At 65.8% G+C, this 25647-nt stretch carries 20 protein-coding genes, 1 tRNA gene and 4 pseudogenes; 14 read left to right on the top strand and 11 right to left on the bottom strand.

What is annotated here, in order from left to right; translation table 11 throughout:
• The first annotated feature begins 56 nt into the window (after positions 1-56).
• The 5 genes from FV227_RS03255 (at position 57) to FV227_RS03235 (ending at position 5816) form a co-directional block, all read left to right on the top strand.
• Positions 57-683, top strand: coding sequence for an ATP-dependent Clp protease proteolytic subunit (locus FV227_RS03255; protein WP_147727618.1), 627 nt, complete (start codon positions 57-59; stop codon positions 681-683).
• A 232-nt stretch (positions 684-915) separates the two neighbouring features.
• Positions 916-2187, top strand: a complete 1272-nt coding sequence (clpX, locus tag FV227_RS03250; protein ID WP_147727615.1) for an ATP-dependent Clp protease ATP-binding subunit ClpX — start codon at positions 916-918, stop codon at positions 2185-2187.
• Between the two features lie 272 nt (positions 2188-2459).
• Complete coding sequence (lon, locus tag FV227_RS03245; RefSeq protein ID WP_147727616.1) at positions 2460-4874, top strand: endopeptidase La; 2415 nt, start codon at positions 2460-2462, stop codon at positions 4872-4874.
• An 80-nt stretch (positions 4875-4954) separates the two neighbouring features.
• Positions 4955-5680 (top strand): aspartate/glutamate racemase family protein, encoded by a 726-nt coding sequence (locus FV227_RS03240; RefSeq protein ID WP_147858277.1) that lies wholly within the window; start codon positions 4955-4957, stop codon positions 5678-5680.
• Positions 5681-5740: 60 nt separating this feature from the next.
• Positions 5741-5816, top strand: a tRNA-Val gene (locus FV227_RS03235).
• Positions 5817-5924: 108 nt separating this feature from the next.
• Here FV227_RS03235 and FV227_RS03230 read toward each other — a convergent pair.
• From FV227_RS03230 to FV227_RS03215, 4 genes and pseudogenes are all read right to left on the bottom strand, one after another.
• Positions 5925-6206: pseudogene (locus FV227_RS03230) on the bottom strand (dihydrodipicolinate synthase family protein); the annotation flags it as partial.
• 258 nt (positions 6207-6464) lie between these two features.
• The gene (locus tag FV227_RS03225) at positions 6465-7058 is read right to left on the bottom strand and encodes a 2,3-bisphosphoglycerate-dependent phosphoglycerate mutase (protein ID WP_147858304.1); all 594 of its coding nucleotides are present in this window, start codon (positions 7056-7058) and stop codon (positions 6465-6467) included.
• A gap of 239 nt (positions 7059-7297) precedes the next feature.
• Positions 7298-7753 (bottom strand): DUF6508 domain-containing protein, encoded by a 456-nt coding sequence (locus FV227_RS03220; protein ID WP_147726965.1) that lies wholly within the window; start codon positions 7751-7753, stop codon positions 7298-7300.
• A 3-nt stretch (positions 7754-7756) separates the two neighbouring features.
• Positions 7757-8332 (bottom strand): hypothetical protein, encoded by a 576-nt coding sequence (locus FV227_RS03215; protein WP_147858275.1) that lies wholly within the window; start codon positions 8330-8332, stop codon positions 7757-7759.
• A 173-nt stretch (positions 8333-8505) separates the two neighbouring features.
• Here FV227_RS03215 and FV227_RS03210 point away from each other — a divergent pair, with 173 nt between their 5' ends.
• Positions 8506-8841, top strand: a complete 336-nt coding sequence (locus FV227_RS03210) for a helix-turn-helix transcriptional regulator (RefSeq protein WP_147726967.1) — start codon at positions 8506-8508, stop codon at positions 8839-8841.
• 195 nt (positions 8842-9036) lie between these two features.
• Here FV227_RS03210 and FV227_RS03205 read toward each other — a convergent pair.
• Positions 9037-9153 (bottom strand): annotated as a pseudogene (locus FV227_RS03205) (IS3 family transposase); the annotation flags it as partial.
• 210 nt (positions 9154-9363) lie between these two features.
• Between FV227_RS03205 and FV227_RS03200 the strand changes: the two are divergent.
• From FV227_RS03200 to FV227_RS28815, 4 genes and pseudogenes are all read left to right on the top strand, one after another.
• Positions 9364-9573 (top strand): hypothetical protein, encoded by a 210-nt coding sequence (locus FV227_RS03200; RefSeq protein ID WP_147726968.1) that lies wholly within the window; start codon positions 9364-9366, stop codon positions 9571-9573.
• Between the two features lie 298 nt (positions 9574-9871).
• A complete protein-coding gene (locus FV227_RS03195) occupies positions 9872-11017 on the top strand; it encodes an alpha/beta hydrolase (protein ID WP_246686383.1) in 1146 nt (381 codons plus the stop codon).
• 62 nt (positions 11018-11079) lie between these two features.
• Positions 11080-11493: pseudogene (locus FV227_RS03190) on the top strand (DUF1236 domain-containing protein).
• Between the two features lie 137 nt (positions 11494-11630).
• Positions 11631-11792: a hypothetical protein gene (locus FV227_RS28815; protein WP_187274667.1), complete on the top strand. Its 162-nt coding sequence runs from the start codon at positions 11631-11633 to the stop codon at positions 11790-11792.
• 148 nt (positions 11793-11940) lie between these two features.
• Here the strand turns inward: FV227_RS28815 and FV227_RS03185 are convergent, their stop codons facing one another.
• The 5 genes and pseudogenes from FV227_RS03185 to FV227_RS29650 all read right to left on the bottom strand — a co-directional run.
• Complete coding sequence (locus tag FV227_RS03185; RefSeq protein WP_147727080.1) at positions 11941-13044, bottom strand: catalase family protein; 1104 nt, start codon at positions 13042-13044, stop codon at positions 11941-11943.
• 183 nt (positions 13045-13227) lie between these two features.
• Positions 13228-14199, bottom strand: coding sequence for an AraC family transcriptional regulator (locus tag FV227_RS03180; RefSeq protein ID WP_147858273.1), 972 nt, complete (start codon positions 14197-14199; stop codon positions 13228-13230).
• A gap of 238 nt (positions 14200-14437) precedes the next feature.
• Positions 14438-14620 carry a hypothetical protein gene (locus FV227_RS03175; RefSeq protein ID WP_147858272.1) on the bottom strand — a complete coding sequence of 61 codons (183 nt, stop codon included), beginning with the start codon at positions 14618-14620 and terminating at the stop codon, positions 14438-14440.
• A gap of 516 nt (positions 14621-15136) precedes the next feature.
• Positions 15137-17122 (bottom strand): response regulator, encoded by a 1986-nt coding sequence (locus FV227_RS03170; protein ID WP_147858271.1) that lies wholly within the window; start codon positions 17120-17122, stop codon positions 15137-15139.
• Between the two features lie 30 nt (positions 17123-17152).
• Positions 17153-17281, bottom strand: a pseudogene (locus tag FV227_RS29650) (transglutaminase family protein); the annotation flags it as partial.
• Positions 17282-17573: 292 nt separating this feature from the next.
• On the opposite strand from FV227_RS29650, the gene FV227_RS03160 reads away from it, so the two are divergent.
• The 4 genes from FV227_RS03160 (at position 17574) to FV227_RS03145 (ending at position 23316) form a co-directional block, all read left to right on the top strand.
• A complete protein-coding gene (locus FV227_RS03160; RefSeq protein ID WP_147727076.1) occupies positions 17574-17897 on the top strand; it encodes a hypothetical protein in 324 nt (107 codons plus the stop codon).
• Between the two features lie 851 nt (positions 17898-18748).
• Positions 18749-20038, top strand: a complete 1290-nt coding sequence (locus FV227_RS03155) for a DUF3829 domain-containing protein (protein ID WP_147727075.1) — start codon at positions 18749-18751, stop codon at positions 20036-20038.
• Between the two features lie 64 nt (positions 20039-20102).
• Complete coding sequence (locus FV227_RS03150) at positions 20103-22256, top strand: M48 family metallopeptidase (RefSeq protein ID WP_187274666.1); 2154 nt, start codon at positions 20103-20105, stop codon at positions 22254-22256.
• Between the two features lie 4 nt (positions 22257-22260).
• Positions 22261-23316 (top strand): zinc ribbon domain-containing protein, encoded by a 1056-nt coding sequence (locus tag FV227_RS03145; RefSeq protein WP_147858269.1) that lies wholly within the window; start codon positions 22261-22263, stop codon positions 23314-23316.
• A gap of 486 nt (positions 23317-23802) precedes the next feature.
• Here FV227_RS03145 and FV227_RS03140 read toward each other — a convergent pair whose 3' ends face one another.
• Positions 23803-25092: a hypothetical protein gene (locus tag FV227_RS03140; protein WP_147858268.1), complete on the bottom strand. Its 1290-nt coding sequence runs from the start codon at positions 25090-25092 to the stop codon at positions 23803-23805.
• Positions 25093-25647: the final 555 nt, after the last annotated feature.

The following is a 25647-nucleotide window of genomic DNA, read 5'->3' as shown; positions in this document are numbered from 1 at the left end:
CCCGGCCTCTCCGTGATTCGCGGAGGGCCGGGCCCCTTGGAGCCCAAAAGGCCATGATGAGAGATCCGGTCGACTATTATAACAGCGCGCTCGTGCCCATGGTGGTCGAGCAGTCGAGCCGCGGCGAGCGGGCGTTCGACATCTACTCGCGGCTGCTGCGCGAGCGGATCATCTTCCTCACCGGACCGGTCGAGGATTACGGCGCGTCGCTGATCGTCGCGCAGCTGCTGTTCCTCGAGGCCGAGAACCCGAAGAAGGAGATCTCCTTCTACATCAACTCGCCCGGCGGCGTGGTGACCTCGGGCCTGTCGATCTACGACACGATGCAGTTCATCCGCTGCCCGGTGACGACGCTCTGCGTCGGCCAGGCCGCCTCGATGGGCTCGCTGCTCCTCACCGCCGGCGAGCCGGGCCACCGCTTTGCTCTGCCCAACGCCCGCATCATGGTCCACCAGCCGTCCGGCGGGTTCCAGGGCCAGGCCACCGACATCCTGATCCACGCCCGCGAGATCGAGGCGCTGAAGAAGCGCCTCAACGAGATCTACGTGAAGCACACCGGGCGCGACTACGACTCGATCGTCCAGGCGCTGGAGCGCGACAACTTCATGACCGCCGATGCGGCCAAGGAGTTCGGCCTGATCGACGAGGTCATCCAGAAGCGGCCCGAGCCGGCCTCCGCCTGAGGAGGCCGCATGCCCTCGCCCGGCGGCCGCGGCGTCGCCGGGGGAGGGGTGTGGCGATCGCGGCCTTGATCCCGCCGCGGCCGCGTGTTTGCATCGGGGTTCGCGGCGACCGGTTCGCGAGGGACCCCAGGCAAAGACGCGCAGGTGACTTTTTCTTTAAGCGGATTCCCTTACTTGTAAACGATGCGCGTGTGCCCCCGGCTGGCAGCGCACGCACGAATCGGAGACCGATATGAGCAAGACTGGCGGCACCGACTCCAAGAGCACGCTGTACTGCTCGTTTTGCGGCAAGAGCCAGCACGAGGTCCGCAAGCTGATCGCGGGCCCGACGGTGTTCATCTGCGACGAGTGCGTCGAGCTGTGCATGGACATCATCCGCGAGGAGTCGAAATCCTCCCTGGTGAAGAGCCGCGACGGCGTGCCCACGCCGAAGGAGATCCGGCGCGTCCTCGACGACTACGTCATCGGCCAGGACTTCGCGAAGAAGGTCCTCTCGGTCGCGGTGCACAACCACTACAAGCGCCTCGCCCACGCGACCAAGCACAACGACGTCGAGCTGGCCAAGTCCAACATCATGCTGATCGGGCCGACGGGCTCGGGCAAGACGCTGCTCGCGCAGACGCTGGCCCGCATCCTCGACGTGCCGTTCACCATGGCGGACGCGACCACGCTGACCGAGGCGGGCTACGTCGGCGAGGACGTCGAGAACATCATCCTCAAGCTGCTCCAGGCCTCGGACTACAACGTCGAGCGGGCGCAGCGCGGCATCGTCTACATCGACGAGATCGACAAGATCTCGCGCAAGTCCGACAACCCCTCGATCACCCGCGACGTCTCGGGCGAGGGCGTGCAGCAGGCGCTCCTGAAGATCATGGAAGGCACCGTCGCCTCCGTGCCTCCGCAGGGCGGCCGCAAGCACCCGCAGCAGGAGTTCCTGCAGGTCGACACGACCAACATCCTGTTCATCTGCGGCGGCGCCTTCGCCGGGCTCGAGCGGATCATCTCGGCGCGCGGCAAGGGTACCTCGATCGGCTTCGGCGCGACCGTGCAGGCCCCCGACGACCGGCGCACCGGCGAGGTGTTCCGCTCGGTCGAGCCCGAGGACCTGCTGAAGTTCGGCCTCATCCCCGAGTTCGTCGGCCGCCTTCCCGTGCTGGCGACGCTCGAGGACCTCGACGAGGACGCCCTCAAGAAGATCCTCCAGGAGCCGAAGAACGCCCTGGTGAAGCAGTACCAGCGGCTGTTCGAGATGGAGAACGTCGACCTGACGTTCCAGGACGAGGCGCTGTCGCTCGTCGCCCGCAAGGCGATCGAGCGCAAGACCGGCGCCCGCGGCCTGCGCTCCATCCTGGAGACGATCCTCCTCGACACGATGTACGACCTGCCGGGCCTCGACTCGGTGGAGCAGGTCGTGATCGGCCCCGAGGTGGTCGAGGGCAAGTCGCGCCCGCTCTTCATCCACGGCGACCGCAACAAGGAAGCGCCGGCCAGCGTCAGCGCCTGACGTGCGCCGGCGCACATGCGCTAAGTCCTTGACGGAGCGGGCCGATCACGGATCGGCCCGCGACAGGTGGGCACCTTGAAACGGGGCTCCTGGAAAACCACCTGAGGCTCAGCGCAGTGGCCGCTGCCTCCCTTGAGGGGCGGTACCGCGCCACCAGCCGCAAAGTCTCCAGCAGACCTATCCCGACCCTCGCGGCCCGGTCGGCCCCTGGCAGGAAGCTTGCTCCGAATCGGAGGAGCGACCGCCCGGCGTCCCTCATGAGGAAGTCAACGATGACCCAATCGAAATCCCGCCAGCCGGTCGTTCCGGGCTCGACCGGCTCCTACGCCGTCCTGCCGTTGCGCGACATCGTCGTCTTCCCGCACATGATCGTGCCCTTGTTCGTGGGTCGCGAGAAGTCCATCCGCGCGCTCGAGGAGGCGGTCAAGACCGACCGCCACATCCTGCTCGCCACCCAGATCAACGCCGGCGACGACGACCCGGCCACCGACGCGATCTACACGATCGGGACGCTCGCCTCCGTGCTGCAGCTCCTGAAGCTGCCCGATGGCACCGTGAAGGTGCTGGTCGAGGGCGGCGGCCGTGCCAAGATCACCGGCTTCACCCGCTCGGACGAGTATTACGAGGCCGAGGCCGAGGCCCTGGTCGACGAGCTCGGCGACAAGGTCGAGGCCGAGGCGCTCGCGCGCTCGGTGCTCTCGGAGTTCGAGAACTACGTCAAGCTCAACAAGAAGATCTCGCCCGAGGTCGTCTCCGCGGTCACGCAGATCGAGGAGCCCTCGAAGCTCGCCGACACGATCGGCTCGCACCTTCTCGTCAAGATCGCCGACAAGCAGGCGATCCTGGAGACGCCGACGGTGGCCGCGCGCCTGGAGCGCGTGCTGTCGCTGATGGAGAGCGAGATCTCTGTGCTGCAGGTGGAGAAGCGCATCCGTACCCGCGTCAAGCGGCAGATGGAGAAGACCCAGCGCGAGTACTACCTCAACGAGCAGATGAAGGCGATCCAGAAGGAGCTCGGCGACGAGGACGGCCGCGACGAGCTGGCCGAGCTCGAGGACAAGATCGAGAAGACCAAGTTCACCAAGGAAGCCCGCGAGAAGGCGTCGGCCGAGCTGAAGAAGCTGCGCCAGATGTCGCCGATGTCGGCCGAGGCGACGGTGGTGCGCAACTACCTCGACTGGATGCTCGGCATCCCGTGGAACAAGCGCTCGAAGATCAAGAAGGATCTCCTCGGCGCCCAGGTCCTGCTCGACGGCGACCATTTCGGCCTGGAGAAGGTCAAGGAGCGGATCGTCGAGTACCTCGCCGTGCAGCAGCGGGCCAACAAGCTCACCGGGCCGATCCTCTGCCTCGTCGGGCCCCCCGGCGTCGGCAAGACTTCGCTCGGCAAGTCGATCGCCAAGGCGACGGGTCGCGAGTTCGTGCGGATGTCGCTCGGCGGCGTGCGTGACGAGGCCGAGATCCGCGGCCACCGCCGGACCTACATCGGCTCGATGCCCGGCAAGATCGTCCAGTCGATGCGCAAGGCCAAGACCTCGAACCCACTCATCCTGCTCGACGAGATCGACAAGATGGGCATGGATTTCCGCGGTGACCCCTCTGCCGCCCTGCTGGAGGTTCTCGACCCCGAGCAGAACGCGACCTTCAACGACCATTACCTCGAGGTCGACTACGACCTGTCGAACGTGATGTTCGTGACGACCGCCAACACCCTCAACATCCCTGGGCCCCTGATGGACCGCATGGAGGTGATCCGCATCGCCGGGTACACCGAGGAGGAGAAGGTCGAGATCGCGCGCAAGCACCTGATCCAGAACGCGCTGAAGAAGCACGGCCTGGACAGCAAGGAATGGTCGATCGACGACGAGGCCCTGCTGATGCTCGTCCGCCGCTACACGCGGGAGGCGGGCGTGCGCAACCTCGAGCGCGAGCTGTCGAACCTGATCCGCAAGGCGGTGAAGGAGATCCTCATCACCAAGGTGAAGAGCGTCGAGATCGACGTCGAGCGCCTGCAGGTCTTCCTCGGCCCGCCGAAGTTCCGCTACGGCGAGATCGATGCCGACGACCAGGTCGGCGTGGTCACCGGGCTGGCCTGGACCGAGGTCGGCGGCGAGCTGCTGACGATCGAGGGCGTCATGATGCCGGGCAAGGGCAAGATGACGGTCACGGGCAACCTGAAGGACGTGATGAAGGAGTCGATCTCGGCGGCGGCGAGCTACGTCCGCTCGCGGGCGCTCGACTTCGGCATCGAGCCGCCGCTGTTCGAGCGTCGGGACATCCACGTCCACGTGCCGGAGGGGGCGACCCCGAAGGACGGGCCCTCGGCCGGCATCGCCATGGCGACCGCGATCGTCTCGACCTTCACCGGCATCCCGGTGCGCCGCGACATCGCCATGACCGGCGAGGTCACGCTCCGCGGGCGGGTGCTGCCGATCGGCGGCTTGAAGGAGAAGCTGCTCGCCGCGCTCCGCGGCGGCATCAAGACGGTGCTGATCCCCGAGGAGAACGCCAAGGACATCGCCGAGGTGCCCGACAGCGTGAAGAACGGGATGGAGATCATCCCCGTCGCGATGATGGATCAGGTCCTCAAGCACGCCCTGGTGCGCCAGCCCGAGGCGATCGCCTGGGAGGAAGTGATCCCGGTCAAGAAGACGGCCGAGGACGGCGCCGCCTTCGTCGCCCACTGACCGCCCGAGCATGAACGACGAGGCCCCGGAGCACCGCTCCGGGGCCTTTCGCTTGCATGGTCCCCCGCGAAAGGCCGCCCATGCGCATCCTGGTGATCAATCCCAACACCACCGAGGCCGTGACCGAACGCGTCGCCGCGCATGTCCGCCGGATCGCGGGGGCCGCCGCCACGATCGTGCCGGCGACAGGCCGCTTCGGGGCCCGCTTCATCGCCAGCCGGAGCGCCGCGGCGATCGCCGGCCACGCCGCGCTCGACGCCTTCGCCGAGCACGGGGCCGGATGCGATGCGGTCTACCTCGCCTGCTTCGGCGATCCCGGCCTGCTGGCGCTGCGCGAGATCGCCCCCGTCCCGGTCGTCGGCATGGCCGAGGCCGCCTGCCGCGAGGCGGCCTCGGCCGGGCGCTTCGCCATCGTCACCGGGGGGACGGCGTGGCGGCCGATGCTGAGCGAGTTCGTCGCGCTCCTCGGCCTGTCGGACCGGCTCGCCGGCCTCCGCACGACGAACGCCACCGGCGGCGAGATCCACCGCGACCCGGACGCGGCCCTGGCCGACCTGATCGCCGCCTGCCGCGCCTGCGCCGACGAGGACGGGGCCGACACGGTGATCCTCGGCGGCGCCGGCCTGGCGGGCCTCGCCGAGCGCATCCAGCCCGCGGTTCCGGTACGGGTCCTGTGCTCGGTGGAGGCCGGCACCCGCGCGGTCCTCGCCGCCGCGGCCCGACCCGGCCCCACGCCGCCCGACCGCCCGGCGATCGACAGCGCCGGCCTGTCCCCGGCCTTGGCGCAGCTCCTGGCCGGCGCGTAGGGGGGCGCCGCGCGCCTCGGCCTTGCCTCGGTGCCGCGGCATGCCGTACCACGCGGGCGCGGGCGGTTAGCTCAGTTGGTAGAGCGTCTCCTTTACACGGAGAGGGTCGGGGGTTCGAGTCCCTCACCGCCCACCATTAATGTCAATGGTTTAACCGCGCGGCTGCTTACTATGCTCCTTGTGTTGTAAGCATATAGTAAGCGCCGCATCAAAATCGACGATCGCCTACCATGGTGTCTTAGACAGCCGCCTTCGCATCCTGAGCTATGCGCACAGCCTCGTCGGTCCGGCGCGCGCTGACCCCAACGAGTCGTCGCGCCCCGCCTGCGATCTCGTCCACGGCCGCCTCGACCGCCCGGCGGCGTTCCTCGCGCGAGAGGAACGGATAGGAGCCGGTAGTGCCGAGAAGACCGATCGAGTGAACTTCAACTGCTACCAGAGGACGGAGCAACCCGCGCAGGGCTGCTACATCCACGTGACGGTCGGCGTCAGCAGGTGTGATCGGGAAGGCGGATAAAGTCGGCATGGTCGCTCCAGGAGCGGTCTTTATCCGGGCCGACCGGTCTGGTCGCCAGAGCCAATTTTAGAAATCTAACTGGACCACTCTCCGCGACTGGCTGTGCTTCCGCTTTGATGCCTAGCCGCTCAAAAGCCGGCGGTCGCAAAGCCACCCATCGCAGACGTTTTTGGCGGGTTTCATCCGTTAGATTTTGACCACTGGGCAATCGGGCCCCGTCCCGGAAGAGTGCGGTCTGACCCGAGGTTCGGAACAGCCGGTTCGACCTCAGCCGATCACCCTGCGCGAGGCGACGGTCGTGTCGGGCCCGAACCCATAGACCCGGATTGATCCGGTCGCGATCCCCAGCGCCTCAATCTCGCTCGGCGCGAGACCTTCCAGCGCCATCACTAGGGCCCGCAACGCGTTGCCGTGTCCGACGACTAGGGTCGGGCCGCCCATCGCGGCCGGTTGGATGTGCCTGAGGTAAAACGGGACGATCCGAGCGATCGTATCCCTGAGGCTTTCACCATCTGGGGGGAGGCCCACATAGGAGCGACGCCAGTCCTCGACCCGCTCCGCCCCGTAACGGAGGTAGGCGGTCTCCTTGTCGAGGCCGCTCAGGACGCCGTAGTCGCGCTCGTCCAGCGCCGCGTCCTGTCGGGGTACCAGATTTGCCTGACCCAGGGCATTGAGCGCCAGCCGCGTGGTGGCGATGGCCCGCATCAAGGTCGAGGTGAAGGCCGCGGTGAAGTGAAGGCCTGCCTCCCCCAAGCGCCTTCCGGCCGCGGTCGCCTCCTGCCGGCCACGGTCAGTCAGAGGGGAATCCAGAAGCCCCGTGAACAAGCCATCGGCGTTGGCTTGGCTTTGGCCGTGTCGCATCAGGACGAGGCAGCGCGTCGGCGAGCATTCCACGAGACGATCCACGCGAACTCCTGACGATGAAAAGTCGGCCGGTCGAGGCCGGCTATGGATACCGACCCATATCGAGGCCTTCCAAGAAGGGGAGGCTCGAGAACCCGAATCTGGGGCGGTTCATGGAGCACATGAATGCGCGTCCGGCGGTCGCTCGCATCAGAAGCGGGCGGTACGGCAACGTCCGCTTCGATGCGTCTGCGCTATTAATTGCGCAGACGGAGAAGGGCCGCCGCCCGTTCCATGACCCGGGTTAGCACGCCAGCTCGGAATCGGTCGTTGAGGGCTTCCGCTCCCCAATGAGCCTCACGCATGCACACGGTCAGGACCCGTGCGAGATCGTCCTCATCCGCCTTCGCTAGGGCGACGGGGTGCTGTAGAAGGCGCTGCCCCTGCGCCGTATGTGACCACGTCATCCAATCGAAATCTCGCACCCAACCGTAGGCGTAGACATCACCTATGAACGCCACCGCTTCGGGACCAAGGGTGAAGTACCCCATTTCGATCATGCCTTCGCCCACCGATCTCGCCGGGGTCGCAACCCCGAACACGAGGCCCGGTGCCGCGAGAACAGATCGGTGAGCGATAAGGGCTTTGAGCGCGGCTCGAGGATCACCTACCTTCTCGGGATCATGGAAGACCGGTTTGAGTAAGGTTTCCATGCCTCAACCCACGTCTACGAAGTGGTAGTGGCTCGTGATGTGGCGACCGATCAGGTTCCCGTATTCGAGCTGCATCGCGTTCATATCAGACACATAAAGGATGGTCTGGAGTCCGGCCGCCTGTCGCTTCAGCAGGAGGGATACGAGCTTCGAAATACGATGCCGTGTGGCTTTCTGCTGACCTACGATCAGTTCATGGAAGTCCGGGATGAGCAGGCAGGTATGATCTGGGTGACCATCCGAAGCCATGTAATCCAACACGTCCGCTACCGGCATCACGCGTGCACGTGTGCGGTTTCGCAATAAAGCTCCAGCCAGGTAGCTCATCGCCGCGATGATATCCCGCTGTGGATTCTCACCGACGAACACGAGCCCGTACTTGCCCAGGATTGCAGCTTGGCGGCGGAAAGCGCGCAGGTACTCGATCTCGGCTGGGGTGGCGTCGGTATCATACATGGATGTCCAGATGCGGTCGGGGGAAATCCCGGCATCGGCTGCGACGCTTTCAAGGTTGGCGACCAACCATGAATGAGCATCAGGCTGGAGAACCTTCGTGGCGTAGGGGTCTACGGAGAGCATGACGATCCTCACACGGTGAGCAAACCCAATCCGCCGCTAGGCTGCGGAAACGGCATGAAACGTATGCCTATTCCTATATAATACGTACCGATAATACGGAACACGCAAAAAACGTATTTTTGCTCCGTAATGAATTCGACGTAATCGATCTACGCCCGTTCGCGGAGGGCGGAATGGTCGATCTTCGGAAACGATTTGGCTTGCTGGTGAAAGCACATCGACGCCGTTGCGGGATGACGCAGGAAGCGCTCGCCGAGGCTGCGGGGCTCAGCATCGACATGATTTCGAAGGTCGAGGTTGGAGGCACCGGTACGAGTTTTCCGGTGATCGAGAAGATCGCCTCTGCCCTTGCGGTCGACCCTGCAGAGCTGTTTACGGCACAAGGGGGATCAGCATCCATCCCTCGGGGCTCATATGCCAACATTACCACTCGGCTCGTTGGATTGTCGGAGCCCGATCTGCGATGGGTCGAGGAACTGCTTGAGGTGGCCCTGAAGAGAAGGTCCTGAAAATCACCCGCTATTAATGGCACAAGATGATACGGGCGGAAGGGCAGCCCGTTCGGACACATCGGCAGTCAAACCCTTTTGACAGGTCTCTCATTGAGTTCCAGTACTCTGATTCGTGAGCTACATTTTGTATTGGCTCATTGTTGGTGTGATCATCGATTTTCTACGGCATGCCCATGCTGACGAACTGACGATCCAGTGGTAGAAGGTCGGCTCGGAGACACCCATCACGCCTCGCAGACCTTGTGCACCGTTCTCTGCTTGCCGCAGGACGAAAGCGATTTGTTCGTGCGTGGAGTGTTTGCGAGGCATGGCATCCATCCTCCTTCAGGGTTCAGGATGCCAAAAAACTCGCGCTCAGTGCGGACCAGATTGCTGCGTCAGGATCACGTTCGACCCCGCTACGATCCGCGCGCGGACATCCTTCAGGTCGGAAGTTGGTTTAGGATTCGATGGCGATCGGGAACCTGGATGAAGCTTGACCGTTGTTGACGTAGAACAGCAACGTTTCGGACGAACGCCGTGAAGACAGTCATCGCCGCCCTCGTCGTCACGACCTTCGCGTCGGTCCTCCCGGTTGCCGCTTCTGAGTTAGCGCCGACCCTGCGGCGAAGCGACGACACCGCGGCCGTCTCGACCGAGGGCAAGGATACCAAGGCCGGGGGGACTTCTGTCGAGGCGCAGTCTGCTAGGAAGATCCGGGTGGTCCTGGCCTCGCCGTACGGCAACTGACGCGATATCTGCTTCGCGCATCACCATTCGGACACACCGTTCGCACGCCTAGCCTACCCCACGCCGCAATCGCCTCGTAGCACGTCCCTGGCTTTACGGTTCGTGAACCATTGCTAGTCACGGCCAGTGTGGGGATGTCGGTCGGGTGGTGCAGGTGTCGTTGCCGATTATTTTGAGCCTGCGTGCACTGCTGGCTGCCTCGGTGGTGCTGGCGCTCCCAGCGTGTTCGGGGCGCCCAACCGGGGTGCTGCTGCCTATCGCCCAGACCGAGCAGCTCCCAGGTACCTCTCGCGTCGACATGCTCGTGGCCACGACCCGTAAGTCGGCCGCCGACCGCGGCGTGCTGTTCTCGGGCGAGCGCGGCGATGCCGTGACCTACACCGACCTTGCGGTCTCCATCCCGCCCGACGCCACGCGCCAGCCCGGCTCCGTGCAGTGGCCGAAAAGCCTACCAGGCAACCCGGCGACCGACTTCGTCGCCCTGCGGGCCGATCCGGTGGAGCGCGGCAAGGTCGCGGCCTGGACCGGCCGTGCCGTCCGGCGCGGGGCCAAGCGCCACGTGCTGGTGTTCGTGCACGGCTTCAACAACAAGTTCGAGGACGCGGTCTTCCGCTTCGCTCAGATCGTGCACGATTCCGGGGCCGAGGTCGCTCCGGTTCTGTTCACGTGGCCGTCGAAGGGGTCGGTGCTGGCTTACGGCTACGACCGAGAGAGTACCAACTTTTCCCGCAACGGCTTGGAGACGCTGCTGCGGGATCTTGCGAAGGACCCGAACGTCGGCGAGGTCACCGTCCTGGCGCACTCCATGGGCAACTGGCTGACGCTGGAGAGCCTGCGCCAGATGGCGATCCGCGACAAACGCGTCGCCCCGAAGATCCGCAACGTCATCCTCGCCGCACCCGACGTCGACATGGACCTAGCCCGCGCTGCGTTCCGTGATATGGGCCCGGACCGGCCGCGGCTGACGCTGATGGTTTCGGGCGACGACCAAGCTCTCGCGGTCTCGCGGCTGGTCTGGGGCGACAGCGTCCGGCTTGGGGCGATCGACCCGACCGCCGAGCCCTACAAGTCCGAGTTGGAACGTCAGAACATCGGCGTCCTCAACCTGTCGACGGTGAAGGGCGACGACCCGCTCAACCACGGCAAGTTCGCCTCGGGCGAGGTGGTGGCGCTGCTGGGCAAGCGTCTTGCCGACGGTCAGCCGATCTCGGATGGGCAGATCGGCATCGGCGACCGGCTGGTCAGCACGGCGGCCGGCGCGGCATCGACCGTGGCGACGGGCGCGGCGCTGGCCGTGGCCGCCCCCGTGGCCATCGTCGATCCGCAGACCCGCGAGACCTACGGCGAGCACCTGTCCAACGTCGGCTCGGGCTTCCGGGATACCGTAGGCTCGACCGCCGACCTCGCTACCGCACCTATGCGGGCCGTGACCGGCGGACGTTGATCGCCGCGCGCGGCTACGCGCCGACGAAGCCGGTCACCCCTCGACACCATGGAAAACCTCGAATGGCACTGAAGGTCGGAGTGACGGCCGTGGCACTATCGCTGGCCTCGATCGGGCTCGTCGAGGCCCAGGGGCTCAAACGCGGAGCCCGCGAGGGCGCGGCCCGTGGCGAGATAGAGGCTGGCCCCCTCGGTGCGGTCGTTGGTGGCGCCATCGGCGCGGCGGTCGGCACCGCGAACGGCATTCTCGGGGTCAACCGCCGTGCGCGGTTCCTTATCTATGCCCTCGGCGAACGGTGGCCTTCCTTTGTTTATGGAGGCCCACTCCAGGTCGCGACCGTCCTGCCCGAGGACGGCGTCGTCTTCTAGGACGTGCCCTCCGAGTTCGCTATCCCGAGCCTCAACTACACCATCGTCAACGACCACCCCGTGCTCGTCAACCCGCGTACGCGGCGCGTCGTCGAGGTCGTCGACTAGGTCTGACGTCCACGTGGAAGGAGGCATCATGGCGGAAGAGGCTTGCGCTATTAATTGCAGAGCCGCTTCGCGCCGACGACACAAGCTACAGCCGCTTGATGCTGCAGCCACGATGCCAAGCCTCGCCGGAGACGCCAATGCACCTTCTCGCGGTCGAACTCGTGATCCGGTTGGAAGCTGCGCACCTTCTCGACCTCGCGGACGCCGAGTTCGACCACATGGTAGAAGGGCTCAACGAGGCGGGGCGGGAACGAGCTCCCAACGGGTTGAAGCGCGGGTTGCAGATGCGCGCCTCGTAATGGGCGGACTTTGACCATTCGCCCTGAAGCGGACGTTCTGCAAGCGACCCGACCCAGTCGTTCGGGCCCCTCGACGAGATACCCGGAAGCGGACGTTTAGCTACCCGCTTCCTTACGAAGCACCAAGGCCGTTACGTCTTCTTGCACTCTACGGCAGATTGATCGCCTCACGCGGTTCCGCGATGGCATGACGGTTCCGCTCGGCGCGGAAGCGCTTGCCCATCTCGTAGGCCTGCTTGCGCGAGCGCATGATGCCGCCGAGGGGTCGATGCGCCGCGAGCCCGTGCCACGGGCTGAACGACAGGCCATCGTCGACCGCGCTCGACCGGGCCTCGCTCCAAGCCGTCTGCGGCCTCACCCGGATCCGTGCCACGGTCTGGTACAGGCTCTTGCCCTCCGGCCAGACCGTGGCGGCGTTCTCGACCGGCATATCGTCGAGGCCGGTGCAGAGCTGCGCCCTGACCTCCCAGAGACCGCCATTCGCCCGGAAGAATTCGACCACGGCCTCCCGGATGGCGTTCGGGCCTCCGTCCTCCGCCAGGGGCTTGTCGGTCAAGGCCGTCAGTTCGGGCGCGACCGGCGCCACGCACAGCTTGGCGACGTAGTCGCCGAAGCGAACGGGCACTTGGCTGTAGAAGGTCTCGCCGAGGATGTGGGTCTCGGGCTGGCCGCCCATCGTCGCGACGGTGGCGTTGGGGCCGCCGGTGGTCGAGACGATGAGCTCCTGCACGCCGCGCATCGCGCCAGAGACGACCTTCTTGAAGCCCTCCGCCTTGTCGGTCGTGGCCGCAAGCAGCTTCAAGGTGGCGAGGAACGCCTTCGGCGTGGGCGCACCGAAGGCCGGTCCGTTGACCAGCACGAGGTCCTGGGTGACGTCCCCTTCGGAACCTTCCAGCCGTTCGCCCTCGACGCCGATGATCTTCACGGCGAGGCCGCGGGGCGTCGAGACGCTGTCGTCGAGGATGTCGCCCGGGAGGGTCGAGAGGCGCATGATCACGGGATAGGTCGCCGCCTTGGAAAACAGGCCCTGAGCCAGCATGGGTGGAAGCCCCGGGGCCACCTCAAGCTCGCCCTCAAGGAACCCGTGGCTCTTGGCGTGGACGCTGCGGATCGCGTGGCCGCCGTCTGCCAGGGTCTTCTCGCTGACCGAGCGCATCGTCTCCATAAGGCCCTGCGCCGTCTCCGCCTCGTCGTCGGCGACGGTTTCGACGTCGGGGCTGTAGCGAAGGTAGAAGTCACTCGCGTCGACCATGATCGTTCCTCGGGGCGGGAGCGATGGCACAACCGGGGACCGGTCACCTTCTGTCCTCACCCACTGAACATGGCCAAGGCCACCCGACCTTCACGGTTCCGAAGGCTCGGCCCGGTCGAACGCCAGCGGACGCGATCCGAACGATGGAGCACCGAGACGGGGTTAATCAGCGTCATGACGGGATCAGGTCAACTCGGTGTTCGGATGCTCATCCTCGATGCGCTCCGGCTCGCCTTCATCCATTCCGCCAATCAGACGGAATTGACTCGGCGCCGTCCCGAACTCGATCTCGAACGCCTTGCTGAACGCGCTTCGGCTGGCGTAGCCGACGGTGGCGGCGATGACCTTCACCGGCAGGTCGGTGCCGCTGAGGAGACGGGAGGCGATCCGCAAGCGGACCCGCTGGACGAACTCCATCGGACCCTGCCCGAAGGCCGCGGCGAACGCTTCGGCGAAGCTGGTCCGGCCCATGCCCGCGAGGGCCGCCAAACCCTCGACGGAGTAGTGCGCGCCCGGCTGTTCGAGCACCACCAGGACGGCGCGGGCGAGCTTTGGGTTCTGCAAGGCTGCCAGGATCGGGGGCGTGAAGTCGCTCGCCGTCAGCTGCCGACGCAGGAGGATGATGAGGCACTGCTTCATCAGCACCTCCGTCATCGCCTGTGTCGCGAGATTGGGGGTTTGAACCTCGGCGAGCATGAGATCGAAGGCGTAACGCAGCACCGGATCGGTAGGGAAGGTCTCAACCATCGGGGCCTGGAACAGCTCGAACAGCCCCATCGCACCGGTGTGAGTGTCGGCGATCTGGCCGCACACGAAGAGCGCATCGGGGCTGCCGTCGCCGGCTGTGAAGGCGATCAGGCCGTCACCATGGAGCGCGCAGTGATCCTCGGCGCGGACCTCACCGACGCAATCCTCGGCGGCGCCGAGGCTGTGCGAATGCCGAGCCGGCACGACGATGATGGTGTGTGGCGTAAAGGATCGCCACGGTCCCTGCCCAACCCGGAGGCTCCCGGTCCCGCGTAGCACGTAGTGGACGGTGATCGCCTCGAACGGGCTAAAGCCTAGGCGCCATCCGCTCTGAATGGTGCAGACGGAGAACGAGCGCAGCCGCACCGCAAGCGTGACGAGAAGGCGGTCGAGAAGATCGGCTCCCATGGTTGCGGACTATGTGTCACGGCCGGCAAAAGCTCCAACGATTTCGAGTGGTTGGGGTAGCGAAGCTGATACGCTGCTTTCGACCCAATCCAGCCGTACCAACAGCCATCAACGCTTCCCGAGCGGCCATTCGACGGATGCCTGGCAACCTCGGTTCGGGGTAATTAGACGTCCTTCCGTTGTCGACATTTCGTGGCTTGGCATCTGTCGCGTTCGACGCTACGGGCGTGATTAGGGATCACGTTGCACATGCCCAGACCGTCAAGCCTACCGCCGCATCCAGGATCTGTGCTGCGGTGTGGATGCGGTTCGCCACATATTCGAGCGCATGGCCCCCGCCGCCAGCGGTGATCAGATCCTCGCCCTTCAGCTGGATCGCGGCGGTGGAGGCCGTAACCGCCGTCGAGTCGAGCGATGACACGAGGGCGATCGGGCTCGAGTTGGTACGCGTCGTCACGCGGAGCAAGATGATGCTTGATCGAAAGCCTTATCGGACGATGGCGGCAGAGCCTCGTGCTATTGATTGCGAAGCTGCTTCGCCTTGGGGTGACATGCACGCGGAGGCGCCAGGTCTGGCTTCTCCATCTATTTCTAGAACGCCTACGGGCACGATCGCAGAAACCCGAACGATGACGGTTCATCGTCCGACCGTCGGATCAATGAAAGAGCCGGAGTAGATGACACTGCGCTATTAATTGCGCGTCGCGTATCTGGAGATTCTAACGATCGGCCTGTGGTGCCTCATCTTTTTATCGCTCCGATGATCCGTGACACTGACCGCCTCATGTATGTGGCGAAGCGCGCCGGGAAGGGCGGGGTACGAACCGAGACGTTCACAGGAAATCCCGTCACCACCTCACCAAAGTGTCGAACCAGCCGTCAGAAATGCATTGCAGCCTGATCGGTGAAAACCCGTCGCCGTTCTCGTCCGAACGGGTCACGCCGAGGGCGCCGCCGCGGTCTCCTCGACATCGCCGAGCCTACCGAGCTTGCCGACTTCGGAGGCTAGGTCCTGAAGGCTGGTGTCGCCCTTGCGCAGTACCTTGTCCGCCCCGGCGAGACGGTCGCGTTCGGCGGCGGATACGTCTCGTGCGCTCAGCACCACCACCGGCACCTCGGTGCATGACGGGATGGCGCGTAACTCGCGCAAGAAAGTGAAGCCGTCCATGACCGGCATGGTCAGGTCCAGTAGTACGATGCCCGGCCGCGCTTCAAGCACCCGTTCCAAGGCCTCGGCACCGTTGCCAGCCTCCCGTACCGCCCAGCCATTGCGTTCGAGGACGATCCGCAGCCGTTCACGCATGTCCGCATCGTCGTCGACGACCAGTACGTCGCCGGCGCCTTTCCCGAGCCGGTCGAGTACCGTTCTGAGCCGTGCCCAGTCCACCGGCTTGGGGATTGCGCCCGCCACACCGAGGGAGGCGCTGAGCGCCGCATCAGCGACGAAGCTCACCATGACGACCGGGATGTCCCGGGTGGCCGGGTTGTCCTTCAGGGAGGCCAATACCGTCCAGCCGTCGACCTCGGGCATCATCACGTCGAGCAAGATCACCCGCGGCGCCAGGACCTGCGCTAGGTCGAGCCCGGTTCGACCGTCGGCGGCGGTACGCACCGAGAACCCCTGCCGGGTCAGGAAGCGGCCCATGAGGTCGCGCTGGCTCGCTTCGTCGTCGATGACCAGGACGAGCCCGCGTCCACCGATGCCGGGGGCGCTTCCGAGAGCGGCCTCATTCGGAATGTCTGCGGCCGCCGCCTCGGGGAGGGAAGCTGGTACGGTGAGGGTGAAACAGGTTCCGCGATCAATCTCGCTCGTCACCGAGACGTCGCCGCCGAGTAGCTGCGCGAACGCCTTGGTGAGGGCCAAGCCCAGGCCGGTACCTCCGTACTTGCGCGTGGTGCTGCCGTCGGCTTGGACGAAGCGCTGGAACAAACGCTCGACCTGATCCGCGCTCATGCCGATGCCACTATCCTCGACCGAGAGGAACAGACGGTCGCCACCCAGGGTGGACTCCCGCCGCGCTCGCAGGGCGATGGTCCCGCCCTCGGTGAACTTGGCGGCGTTCGAAAGCAGGTTGAAGAGGCATTGCCGCAGCTTGGTTGCGTCCGTCCACGCTGAACCAAGCCCATCGCCGAGGTCGAGGATGAGGCGATTTCCTTTCTTCCCGACCAGGGCATCGACGGTTCCCGCCGCGTCGCGGACGAACGTCTCGACGTCGATGTCCTCGGCGAAGGTGTCCATCTTGTTCGCTTCGACCTTCGAGAGATCGAGCACGTCGTTGATCAACCCGAGCAGGTGCGTGGCGTTTGTGCGGATCTTGCCGAGGTCTTTCAGGAAGCTTTCTTGGCCGAGCTCCTCAGCCTCCTCTTCCAGCATTTCGGAGTAGCCGATCACCGCAGAAAGCGGGGTTCGAAGCTCGTGACTCATGTTGGCGAGGAAGCTGCTCTTGGCGCGGTTGGCATCCTCGGCGCCCTCGCGAGCGGCCTCGGCGTCGCGGCGGGCATCCTCCAGCGCGACCTGGCTCACTCTCAGGCCGACGTTGGCCGCATCGAGGCGACCGAGCGTCTCCTCGCGCTCCGCCATGGTCCGGCGCAGGCCGTCGCAGACCCAAACCATCGCGCCGCCGACGACGATGTACTGCGCGAGGGCAACGATCTGTCCAGGGCTCAAGGTGAAGGTGCCGTCGGACCTGCGGAAAAACCACGCGGCGGCCACGAGCGAAACCGCAACGGCGACGACGCCCGGTCCGCGTCCGAGCGCAAGGGTCACGAGAAAGACCAGTGGCAGGTAGAGCAGAAACGGAGCAACATCGAGCGGTGCGAGGAAGCGCATTAGTGTCGCTGCCGCGACTGCTGCAACGGGCACCCCGTAGCGCGCGGCCGCCCCGATGCCGTGGCCGGAGATGGCCGCCATGAATCTGTGCATGGATCCTTCTCCTGGTACGTCTGCGCGCTGTCACGCCCCCGTAGGGATCTCGTTGGTGTGGATCATGAACCCCGCAAACGGGGCAGGGCCAAAGTCTATGGCAATCGCGCAGTCGGTCGCGTCGCGACCGTAGGCCATGACGATGCGGCCGATTCGAGGTCAAGGTTCAACGCTGTTTGACACCTTATCAGACCATGGCGGGAGAGCCCGGCGCTATTAATTGCGGAGCCGCTTCGCCGGGGGGCTTCAGGTATGTGGAGGCGCCGGGTCTAGCTTCCCCATCAGCCTCCAGAGCGTCTTGAGGGACGATCGCAGAAACCCGAACGACGATGATCCATCGTCCGACCGTCGGATCGATGAACAAACCGCTCAGATCCGGCTCACGGAGAAGGTCGCATCCTCGCTTCATCCGGCCCAGAGGATCTGGGCTGAACCTCTGGGAGATCGGGTGATGATACGCTTCAAGGCGCTCGGTGCGGCGACAGTGCTCGCGGCCGGTTTCGCCACCGCTACAGGGGTAAACGCGGCTCCATTCGGCTATGGTCCGTCTGAGTACGGGGTCGTGATCGAGCATGTGGCGGGCGGCTGTGGCCCCGGCTTCCATCCCAACCCGTGGGGTCGTTGCCGGCCGAACGACCGCGGCTACGGCGGAGGCTATGGTGGCCCGCGAGGCTTCTATAGCGATCGACCAGCCTACGGATACCGTGGTGGGTACGGCGGCTATGATCGCGGTTACCCCGAGGGTGGTCCGCGCCGGTTCTACGGCGGGTATTGATCTGACCGGAGAAGCGGTCAGGTCGGAGCCCAGCTCTGATCACGTCGGCCGCAAGCCTTACGGGAACGGGTTGGCGGTGCTGCGATGCGCCGTCGATACCCGACGATTGGAGGCTTGTAGCGGAGCTTGTCGGGGACACGGTTGAGGACGCTGATCACTGCGCGTTCTGCAGCCTGATCCAAGCGCATTGCAATCAATTGCGCAACGATCCGGGGCCGTTCAGGTCGTACGAGGTCACGGCGGAGAGCCCCGAACTGACCATTCCGATCAATCCCGTATCGAGTGTCCCAAACGCCGATTTTCCCAGCACGACCGCGAGACAGGGGCTTTTCCGAGATTTTTGAAATACCCCCGAGGGATTCACTCGAGGGGTCATCAGGAGACGCACTAGGAGAACCCTTCGTAGCTCAATCCCTATGTTCCTACGATTTCACGCATAATCCCGCTTCGAGGTTTGAAGGGGAGCCCGCTTTTTGGCCCCGAAAACCAAGCCTTCGCGCTGTCCCAAAAAGCTGTCCCAAACCTCCCGAAACAGGGGCGGGGACGGGCCTTGGGACAGGGGTACTAGCCCACCATTAAGGGGGAGTGATCGGTCCTACGAGGGCTAAAGGCGGCGTGTCTGCCTGAGTCCGATGTAGGGTGTTGCCCGGACGTGCCGCCCGCGCGCTCCGCAGGATGCTCGCTATGGCCGTCGACCCCGCGAACCTCGACACAATCGAGAAGGCCCGGACCTATCTCGCCGACGTGCGCAGAGCCGGGCGCGAGGATCCCGTCCCGGCTGCGTTTCGACGGGTGTACGAGTTGGCGGGTCGGGACGATACGATGGGTGGCACCCGGGACAGGAGACAAGCATGCCGAGCGTGAGCGCCAACGGCGGATCGAAGTGCTATTGCTTTATCGCAGTATGTCTCGTCGTCGTGATGGGGATGCCGGCCGCGGCAGTGACTCCAATCACTCCGGTGAGCGTCGAGAGCTGCGATGCGTTCCTTGCAGCCTACGCGCAATGCGTGGCCAGTCCAAGCGTGCCTGACGCCGTCCGTCCCAACATCCGCCAGGGCATCAACACCCTGCGCGAGAGCTTCCGCGAGGCACTCGCCCGCAACGAAGCCTCCCGTCCGATCGTTGCCTATCAGTGTGCCCAAGCCCACGAAAGCGTGCGCCAGAGCATGGTCGACGCCTTCAAATGCGAGTTCCCGGCTCTACCCCCCGCCTCTCAGGTTCTGCTGCAGAGCCCGCCGCCCACAGCGACAACCACGTCGACTGGTCGGGCCCCGGTGCGCCCCGCACCATCTCCGCCAAGCCTAGAGGCGCAGGAGGTGGCCAAGGTCAATGCCTATACTGAAGCCCAGAACCACCTCGTACGCTCCCACCCCTTGGCGCGGCAGCTCGCCGAGTATCGGCGGGACAACGAACGGGTGCTCAAGCTCGGCACGAAGCTCGGCGCCAACGCGTGGTACCATTTCGGCATCGTCGACTTCGACGGGGTGATCGACGAGTTGGAGAAGGCGACGGCCCTGCCCAGCGGCGTCCCAGAAGTCGACCCGCCGGCCGCCTGGTTGCTTGCGAGCTTGCGTGAGCTCAACCCCACGCTGAAGGCGCTGACCCGCTACCAGACCACTCGGGAGTTCAAGGAGGACGGGTACAAGTTCGCGCGCGAGCAGCACCCGATCCTAGTGATTAGGGTCGAGGCGGCGGCTAAGGCGATGGACGCCTACGGCACTGCGCTGTTCGAGCGCGAACTCGTTCGGGACGAGCGGCGCGCGGCAGCAATGCCGCAGGATGCGCCGGCACGCCGGCTGCTCGCCACCAGCCTCGCGCTGCGCCGGGCGGTGCAGCGTTTCGAGGCGCTTGGCCCGAGGGCGGACGTCGCCCCGTTCCTGGCCGCGCTCGGCGAGGTCGGCAACGCCAATCGGCAGCTTGGAGCGACCTTCGACGGCATGAGCCCGAAGGCGAACTCCTCGTGCACCGGCTACGCCGATACGGTGGCGAGCGTGATCGGCCACGGCCGGGACATGGCGCGGGACATCAGGGCGAAAGGCGATCCGAGCCAGCCGGCGCGGCTGTTCAACGATACCTACAATCGCTCGGTGCGTGATCTTGAGTCCTGCCAGCGATATGAGATCCGCGCCCGGCCAAGCTGAGAGCCTGCCCGCACCAAATGGGTTGTGCCCGCCTTCCCGAGACATCCGATCACCGACGGGGCACATGATCATGCGGTTTTGGAGAGGCCAAGGCGATGGCCGTCGACTTCCCCCCGTCATCCTGCTTTTCGCCTGGGTCGTCGGTGTGCCGACCCTGCTTGCAGGTCTCGGGGCTTGGGAGGTCGAGCGCGGGCACGCGACTGCCGCTAGCTACACTCGCCGGATCGTCGAGTTGCCAGTTACGTTGGTCCAATTGAGGCTTCTGGCGGCGACGGACCCCTACGCCTCGGTACAGTTCGAGGGCGCGCGCACGGCCTACGGCGCCGCATTAGCCGTCGACAAAGCGCGGGAAGCTCTAGCCGGGGTGGAGCGCGATCGACCTATCGCCATTGCCCGGGCATGGTTCCCGTACGCAACGATCGCTGGTGCCGCGCTGGCGATGCTGGCCGGCCTCCTCGCGCTGGCGGGTGCGACGGCGGCAGGTCTGTGGGCACGGCGCTCGCGCGACGCCTTGCTCACCGGTTTCGGCTTGGTGCGCCGGGCGCTTCCGGTGCTGCTCGGCCTACAGATCGTCGGGCTCAGTCTCGCCGTGCTTTGTGCAACCCTATTCGAGGCCGGGGGCCTGTGGTTCACCGAGCGGTTCTCGGCCGGCGAGGCCAAGCTGCTGCTCGGTGCACTGGTCATCGCCGGCTTGGCAGTCTGGGCCGCGATCGGTGCCGTGCGCGGCCTGCGCGGCGTGTTCGCACTGTTCACTCCCGAGCCCATTGATGTGAACGGCCGGGCCCTCGACGCCGCCGAGGCCCCCGGGCTGTGGCGCCTCGTGCGTGAGCTCGCCGCGCGCCAGGATGCGCTCGTCCCCGATGCTGTGATCGTCGGACTGACCGGCGGCTTCTTCGTGACTGAGGGCGCCGTGCGCTTGGCGCCGAATGGGATGACCCTGACCGGGCGTACTCTCTACCTGCCAGCCCCCTATCTCGGCGTCCTCGACGGGCGCGAGCTCTCCGCGGTGATCGGACACGAACTCGCGCACTTCGCGGGCGAGGATACCGCCTACAGCCGACGGTTCACCCCAATTTACGCCGGCCTGCACCGGGCGCTGTCCGCGCTCGGCGGTGCCGGGATCGGCGACGTCCTCACCCGCCCTGCCGCATATGTCGGCAACCGCAGTCTGGGTACGTTCGACGCGGCCGTGGCACACTGGAGCCGGGTGCGCGAGTTCGAGGCTGACCGGCGCGGCGCCCTCGTCTCAGGCGCGCCGCCCGCCGCCTCAGCCCTACTGCGCGTCGGAGCCCTCGGTCCGGTGGTGGGCGAGACTCTCGGATCCGCCTTCAACGCGCCGGACGCGGCGAGGGCCGACCTTGTCGCGGGCGTGCTCGACGCGATCCCCGCCGCCGGCTTCCCGGACCCGGCGTCGCATCTCGACGAACGCCAGGAACATCCGACCGACACCCACCCGCCGGACCGGCAGCGCATCGTGGCGCTCGGCGTCCCTCTCGATGGCGACCTTATGAGCCGCGCCGCCAGGCCGCTCGGCGCGGAGGACCGCGCCTGGCCGGCCGCGCTGGTCGCCGATTGGGCCGGCCTGTGTCGCAGCCTCAGCACCGACTTCCTCGCCGGGGCCCGAGCGCACCGGGCAGCGGAACGGGCCTACCTGGAGGAGACCGTCGCGGCGGTGCCGGCCGAAGAGACGCTGGTCTACGAGAACGGTGCGCCGATGGTCTGGACGATGGGCGTGCTCGCCGTGCTATTCGCGGCCGCCGGGGCGGCCTTCGTCCTGTACCCGCGGGCACTCGGGATCGCGCACGACACATTGGCGCAGCAGATCCTAGCCGCCGTCGTCGGAGTAGGGGTCATCGGGGCGGCCCTCTACGCCGCCCTCGTCCACCGGCGCGGTCGCGCGCCCCTGCTGGTGCTGACGCCCGAGGCGCTCCGCTCGCCCCTACTCGACGGCGCGGTCCCGTGGCGGGACGTGGCGGACTTCCGGATCAGCTACGGCAAGCGTGTCACCTTGACGTTGGCGCTTGCGCCGGACGCTCCGCTGCCGCGGGCGACGGGCCTCCTCTCGCGGGCCGGGGTAAGCCGGCGCCGTCGTCAGGTGGTCGTGCACGCCTTGGGTGCGCGAGGCTTGAAACCCGACGTCTACGCGGCGCTGATCGGGCGCTACCTCGCTGCCGCACGCGCCCGTGTGCACCTGTCCGCGATGAACACGAGGATCTGATCGCTTGGCCGCCGGTACACGTCTCTCCGAACGCTGGTTCAACGCCGCCCTCTGGCTCGTCGCCCTACTGTTTGCGGGCTTCCTGATCGGGCTCGGCTCGCTTGTCGTCGGCGACCTGCCGCAGGTCGAGCACCGCTATACCCTGGACCAGTTTCTCGACCGTGAGCCCACACGCGCCTCGGCCGACGCGATCAAGCAGGTCCGGCGCGAGGAGGACGACACGCGGCGGAAGGCAGACGAGGCGCAGCTCGCGCTCGACGCGGCTCGCTCCGCCACCGAGGCGGCGCGCGAGACCTTCGCCAACTGGCTGAAGACCCGCAACGCCACGCAGCGCGTCGATCAGGACCCAGGACTCGTCGCCCGCACCCAGGGGCTGGATCAGCTCAAAGCTGCCGAGCGCACCGTCGAGGAGCGGCTGGAAGGGCTGAACCGGACGGCCCTCGAACTGAACGAGCGAGAGACCGCGCTGTCGGCAGCCGATGACGAACTGCGTGCCGCGGCGCAGGCCAAGCTCGACGCCGCCGAGCGCGGCCAGGAGCTGCGCGTGTTCGGCTATCGGCTCGCATTGACCCTGCCCCTTCTCGTCCTCGCTGGTTGGCTGCTGCTGAAGCGGCGGCGCACGCGCAACTGGCCGTTCGTGTGGGGCTTCGCGTTCGCCGCCGCGTTCGCGTTCTTCGTCGAGCTCGTGCCCTACCTGCCGAGCTACGGCGGCTATGTGCAGTACGGGGTCGGCGCGGTCCTGACCCTCGTCGGGGGGCGCGCCGCAATCAACGCGCTCCACGCCTATCGCGAGCGCCAAGCTCTGGTTGAGACGCGGCCCGACGCCGAGCGCCGGACCGAGATTGCTACGGACGAGGCACTCGTACGGCTCTCCCGCAAGGTCTGCCCTGGCTGCGAGCGGGGGATTGCGCTCGACGACCCGAACACGAATTTCTGCCCCCACTGCGGCCTTGGGGTATTTGAGCGGTGTCCCAGCTGCTCCCAGCGCAAGAGCACTTTCGAGCAATTTTGCCGAGCCTGCGGCGAGCGACGGACGGTCGCTGCAGCCCCGACTGCATGACAGGCTTCTGCTATTAATAGCGCAAAGCGGGAGCACCGAGCCGCTTCGGCTTCAGGGAGCCTTGGGGATACCGATCGCCGCGCGTTCTGCACTTTGATCCAGGCGATTTGCCATTAATTGAGCAACGAGCCGCGGGCCGTTCGGGTCGTTCGTGGGTCGTCTCGGGGAGAGCCTGATATGGGCCACGACAGCAATCCCACGTCCAGTGTCCCAAACGCCGATTTTCTCGGCGCAGACCGCGGGGCAGGGGCTTTCCTGGGAGGTTCGGTAAAAAGTGAAAAAGGGTCGAGGGATGCACTCGGGGCCTTACTAGGATCGTAGCTAGTACGTCCCTCAGGAACACGATCGTTATGTGGTTGCGTAGCCTCAGGTAATCCCGCTTTGGGGTTTTGCAGATAGCCCGCTTTTTGGCCCCGAAATCGGGATCTTTCCCGTGTCCTGAAACCGTGTCCTGGGACGCCCGAAAACAGGGTCAGGACAGGGGTTTTAGGCCACCCATTTCGGGTGTGTGATCGGCCCCACGAAAGTCGGCACGGGAGGCTTTTCCGAGGGTGAGGTGAGCCCCGCCACATGCCGCCGCGCATAGTCGAGCCAGGGCAGATTGGCGGTGGCCAGCTCGCGAGCCTTGTCGAGCATCTCGATCGGGATGCCCCTGTAGCGCCACCGGGCCGTCTCGCAGAGGTCGTAGACGGCTTCGCTGTCCGAGAACTCCAGGCGCCGGTCGAGGAGTGCGCTGTCCACCCGGAACATGATGCCCCCGAGAGTGTCGCGCTTGGCCTCGTAGTCGGTGATCCCGCAATCGTATTCGAGGAACTGCCGGATCGGATTGCACTTCGCGGCCATGAACCCGAGCGCCTTCTTGCCGAGGCCCGTGTGCATGTCGAGCGCGTAGGATGGCAGGCCATGGATCATGGTGTGCGAGGGTAGGGCGGTCTCGTGGATCTTGAGGTGGAGCATCGGCTTGCCCTCCACGAGGCAGGTGTCGCCCGCGGCTACCGCGTTCGCGTGCAGTAGCCCCCATGCGAGCGGCATCGCATCCTGGGTCTTATTGCCCCCCTGCATGGCCATCCAACGGTGCGGGAAAGGCTGCTCCGTCAGGTAGGCATCGAACTCGAGGTCATGCCCCGCCTGCTTCTCGGGGAGGTCGCCCCCGCCGCGGTAGCGCTTGGTCCCGCCCAACGCCCAGAGCGCGATCAGGCGCTTCACAAGGTAGTTCTCGGGATCGCGCACATACACAGAAAGGCCCCCCGGCTTATCAGAGGAGAACGCCCGCGCGCGGAAGCCCGCGAGGTCGGGGTCGCTCTCCGCACAAACCACGAGGTCGCAGCACGTGCGGTCCTTGACGCTCTGCGCCATCAGAGCGGTGAGGCGGTCGGCCCATTGCATCTCGGTAGCCAGGGACGCGCGCTTGGCCTTTTTGCCCGCGATCCACATGATGGCGAAGACCAGGGTGGGGTTCGCGATGCCGATGTCCTCGATCGCGATCACGGGCAGGCGGCGCCAGAACGCCTCGAGATCGAGGGAGACATAGGTGCGGGCATACAGGCAGGCCTGCGCCACGTAGCCCCGTCGGATGGACTTCTGCCATGCCGAAGACACCCGCCACCTCGCGGTGTGGGGGTCTGCCACGATCACGATGGAGGTGGGCGCTGTGAGCGGCTCGATCGTCATCAGGCCGTGCAGGTAGCCCCACACGCGCCCCTCGAGGTGCATGCCGGAGCTGCCAAGCGCGTCGAAGCTCTCGAGCCATGTGGAGGTGTCGAAGGGGGATGACATGGCCGCAGCGTATCCCGTGCAATTAATAGCGCGGAAGCAATTTTTACCTGGGCCTGCAGCCAACCATGGGCATAATCAGCCGAGAGGCGGTGATCTTATCGTCATGAGCCAAGCTCAACGAAACTGACCGAGCCTGACGACCCGCGAAAAGGCATTGAAGGCCTGCTTGCGCGGGCGCCTACACTGAATCAGTTCGCTGGACAAATCCGCCGTATCGACGTTCTACGAGACGCTAGTTGACATCAGTGGCCGTTTGCGCCTGATTGAGGAGGCTTACAAGACACGGAGGTCACCGTAGGCAGGATGGTCTAGCGCCATCAAGCCGGCCTCCGACCGCGGCTTGATGACGTCTCCAAGCACGGTCGCCGAGCGCATCCAATGCCTTCTCGTTTGACGTTTGCTCTTCCCCTAACGGCTGCCGCCGATCTCGTGACGAAGGCTAAGGCCGCCAAGATGCTCGGCGTCTCACCTCGGACGCTCGATCGGTGGCATCAACTCGAGCAAGGACCGCCACGCTTCGTCGTTGGCAAGCGAGTTCGTTATCGTTCGAGCGCA

The sequence above is a fragment of the Methylobacterium sp. WL119 genome (assembly GCF_008039875.1).
Lineage (GTDB): Bacteria > Pseudomonadota > Alphaproteobacteria > Rhizobiales > Beijerinckiaceae > Methylobacterium.
The sequence above is the reverse complement of the archived record's forward strand: the minus strand, read 5'-3'. Positions and strand labels throughout refer to the sequence as shown.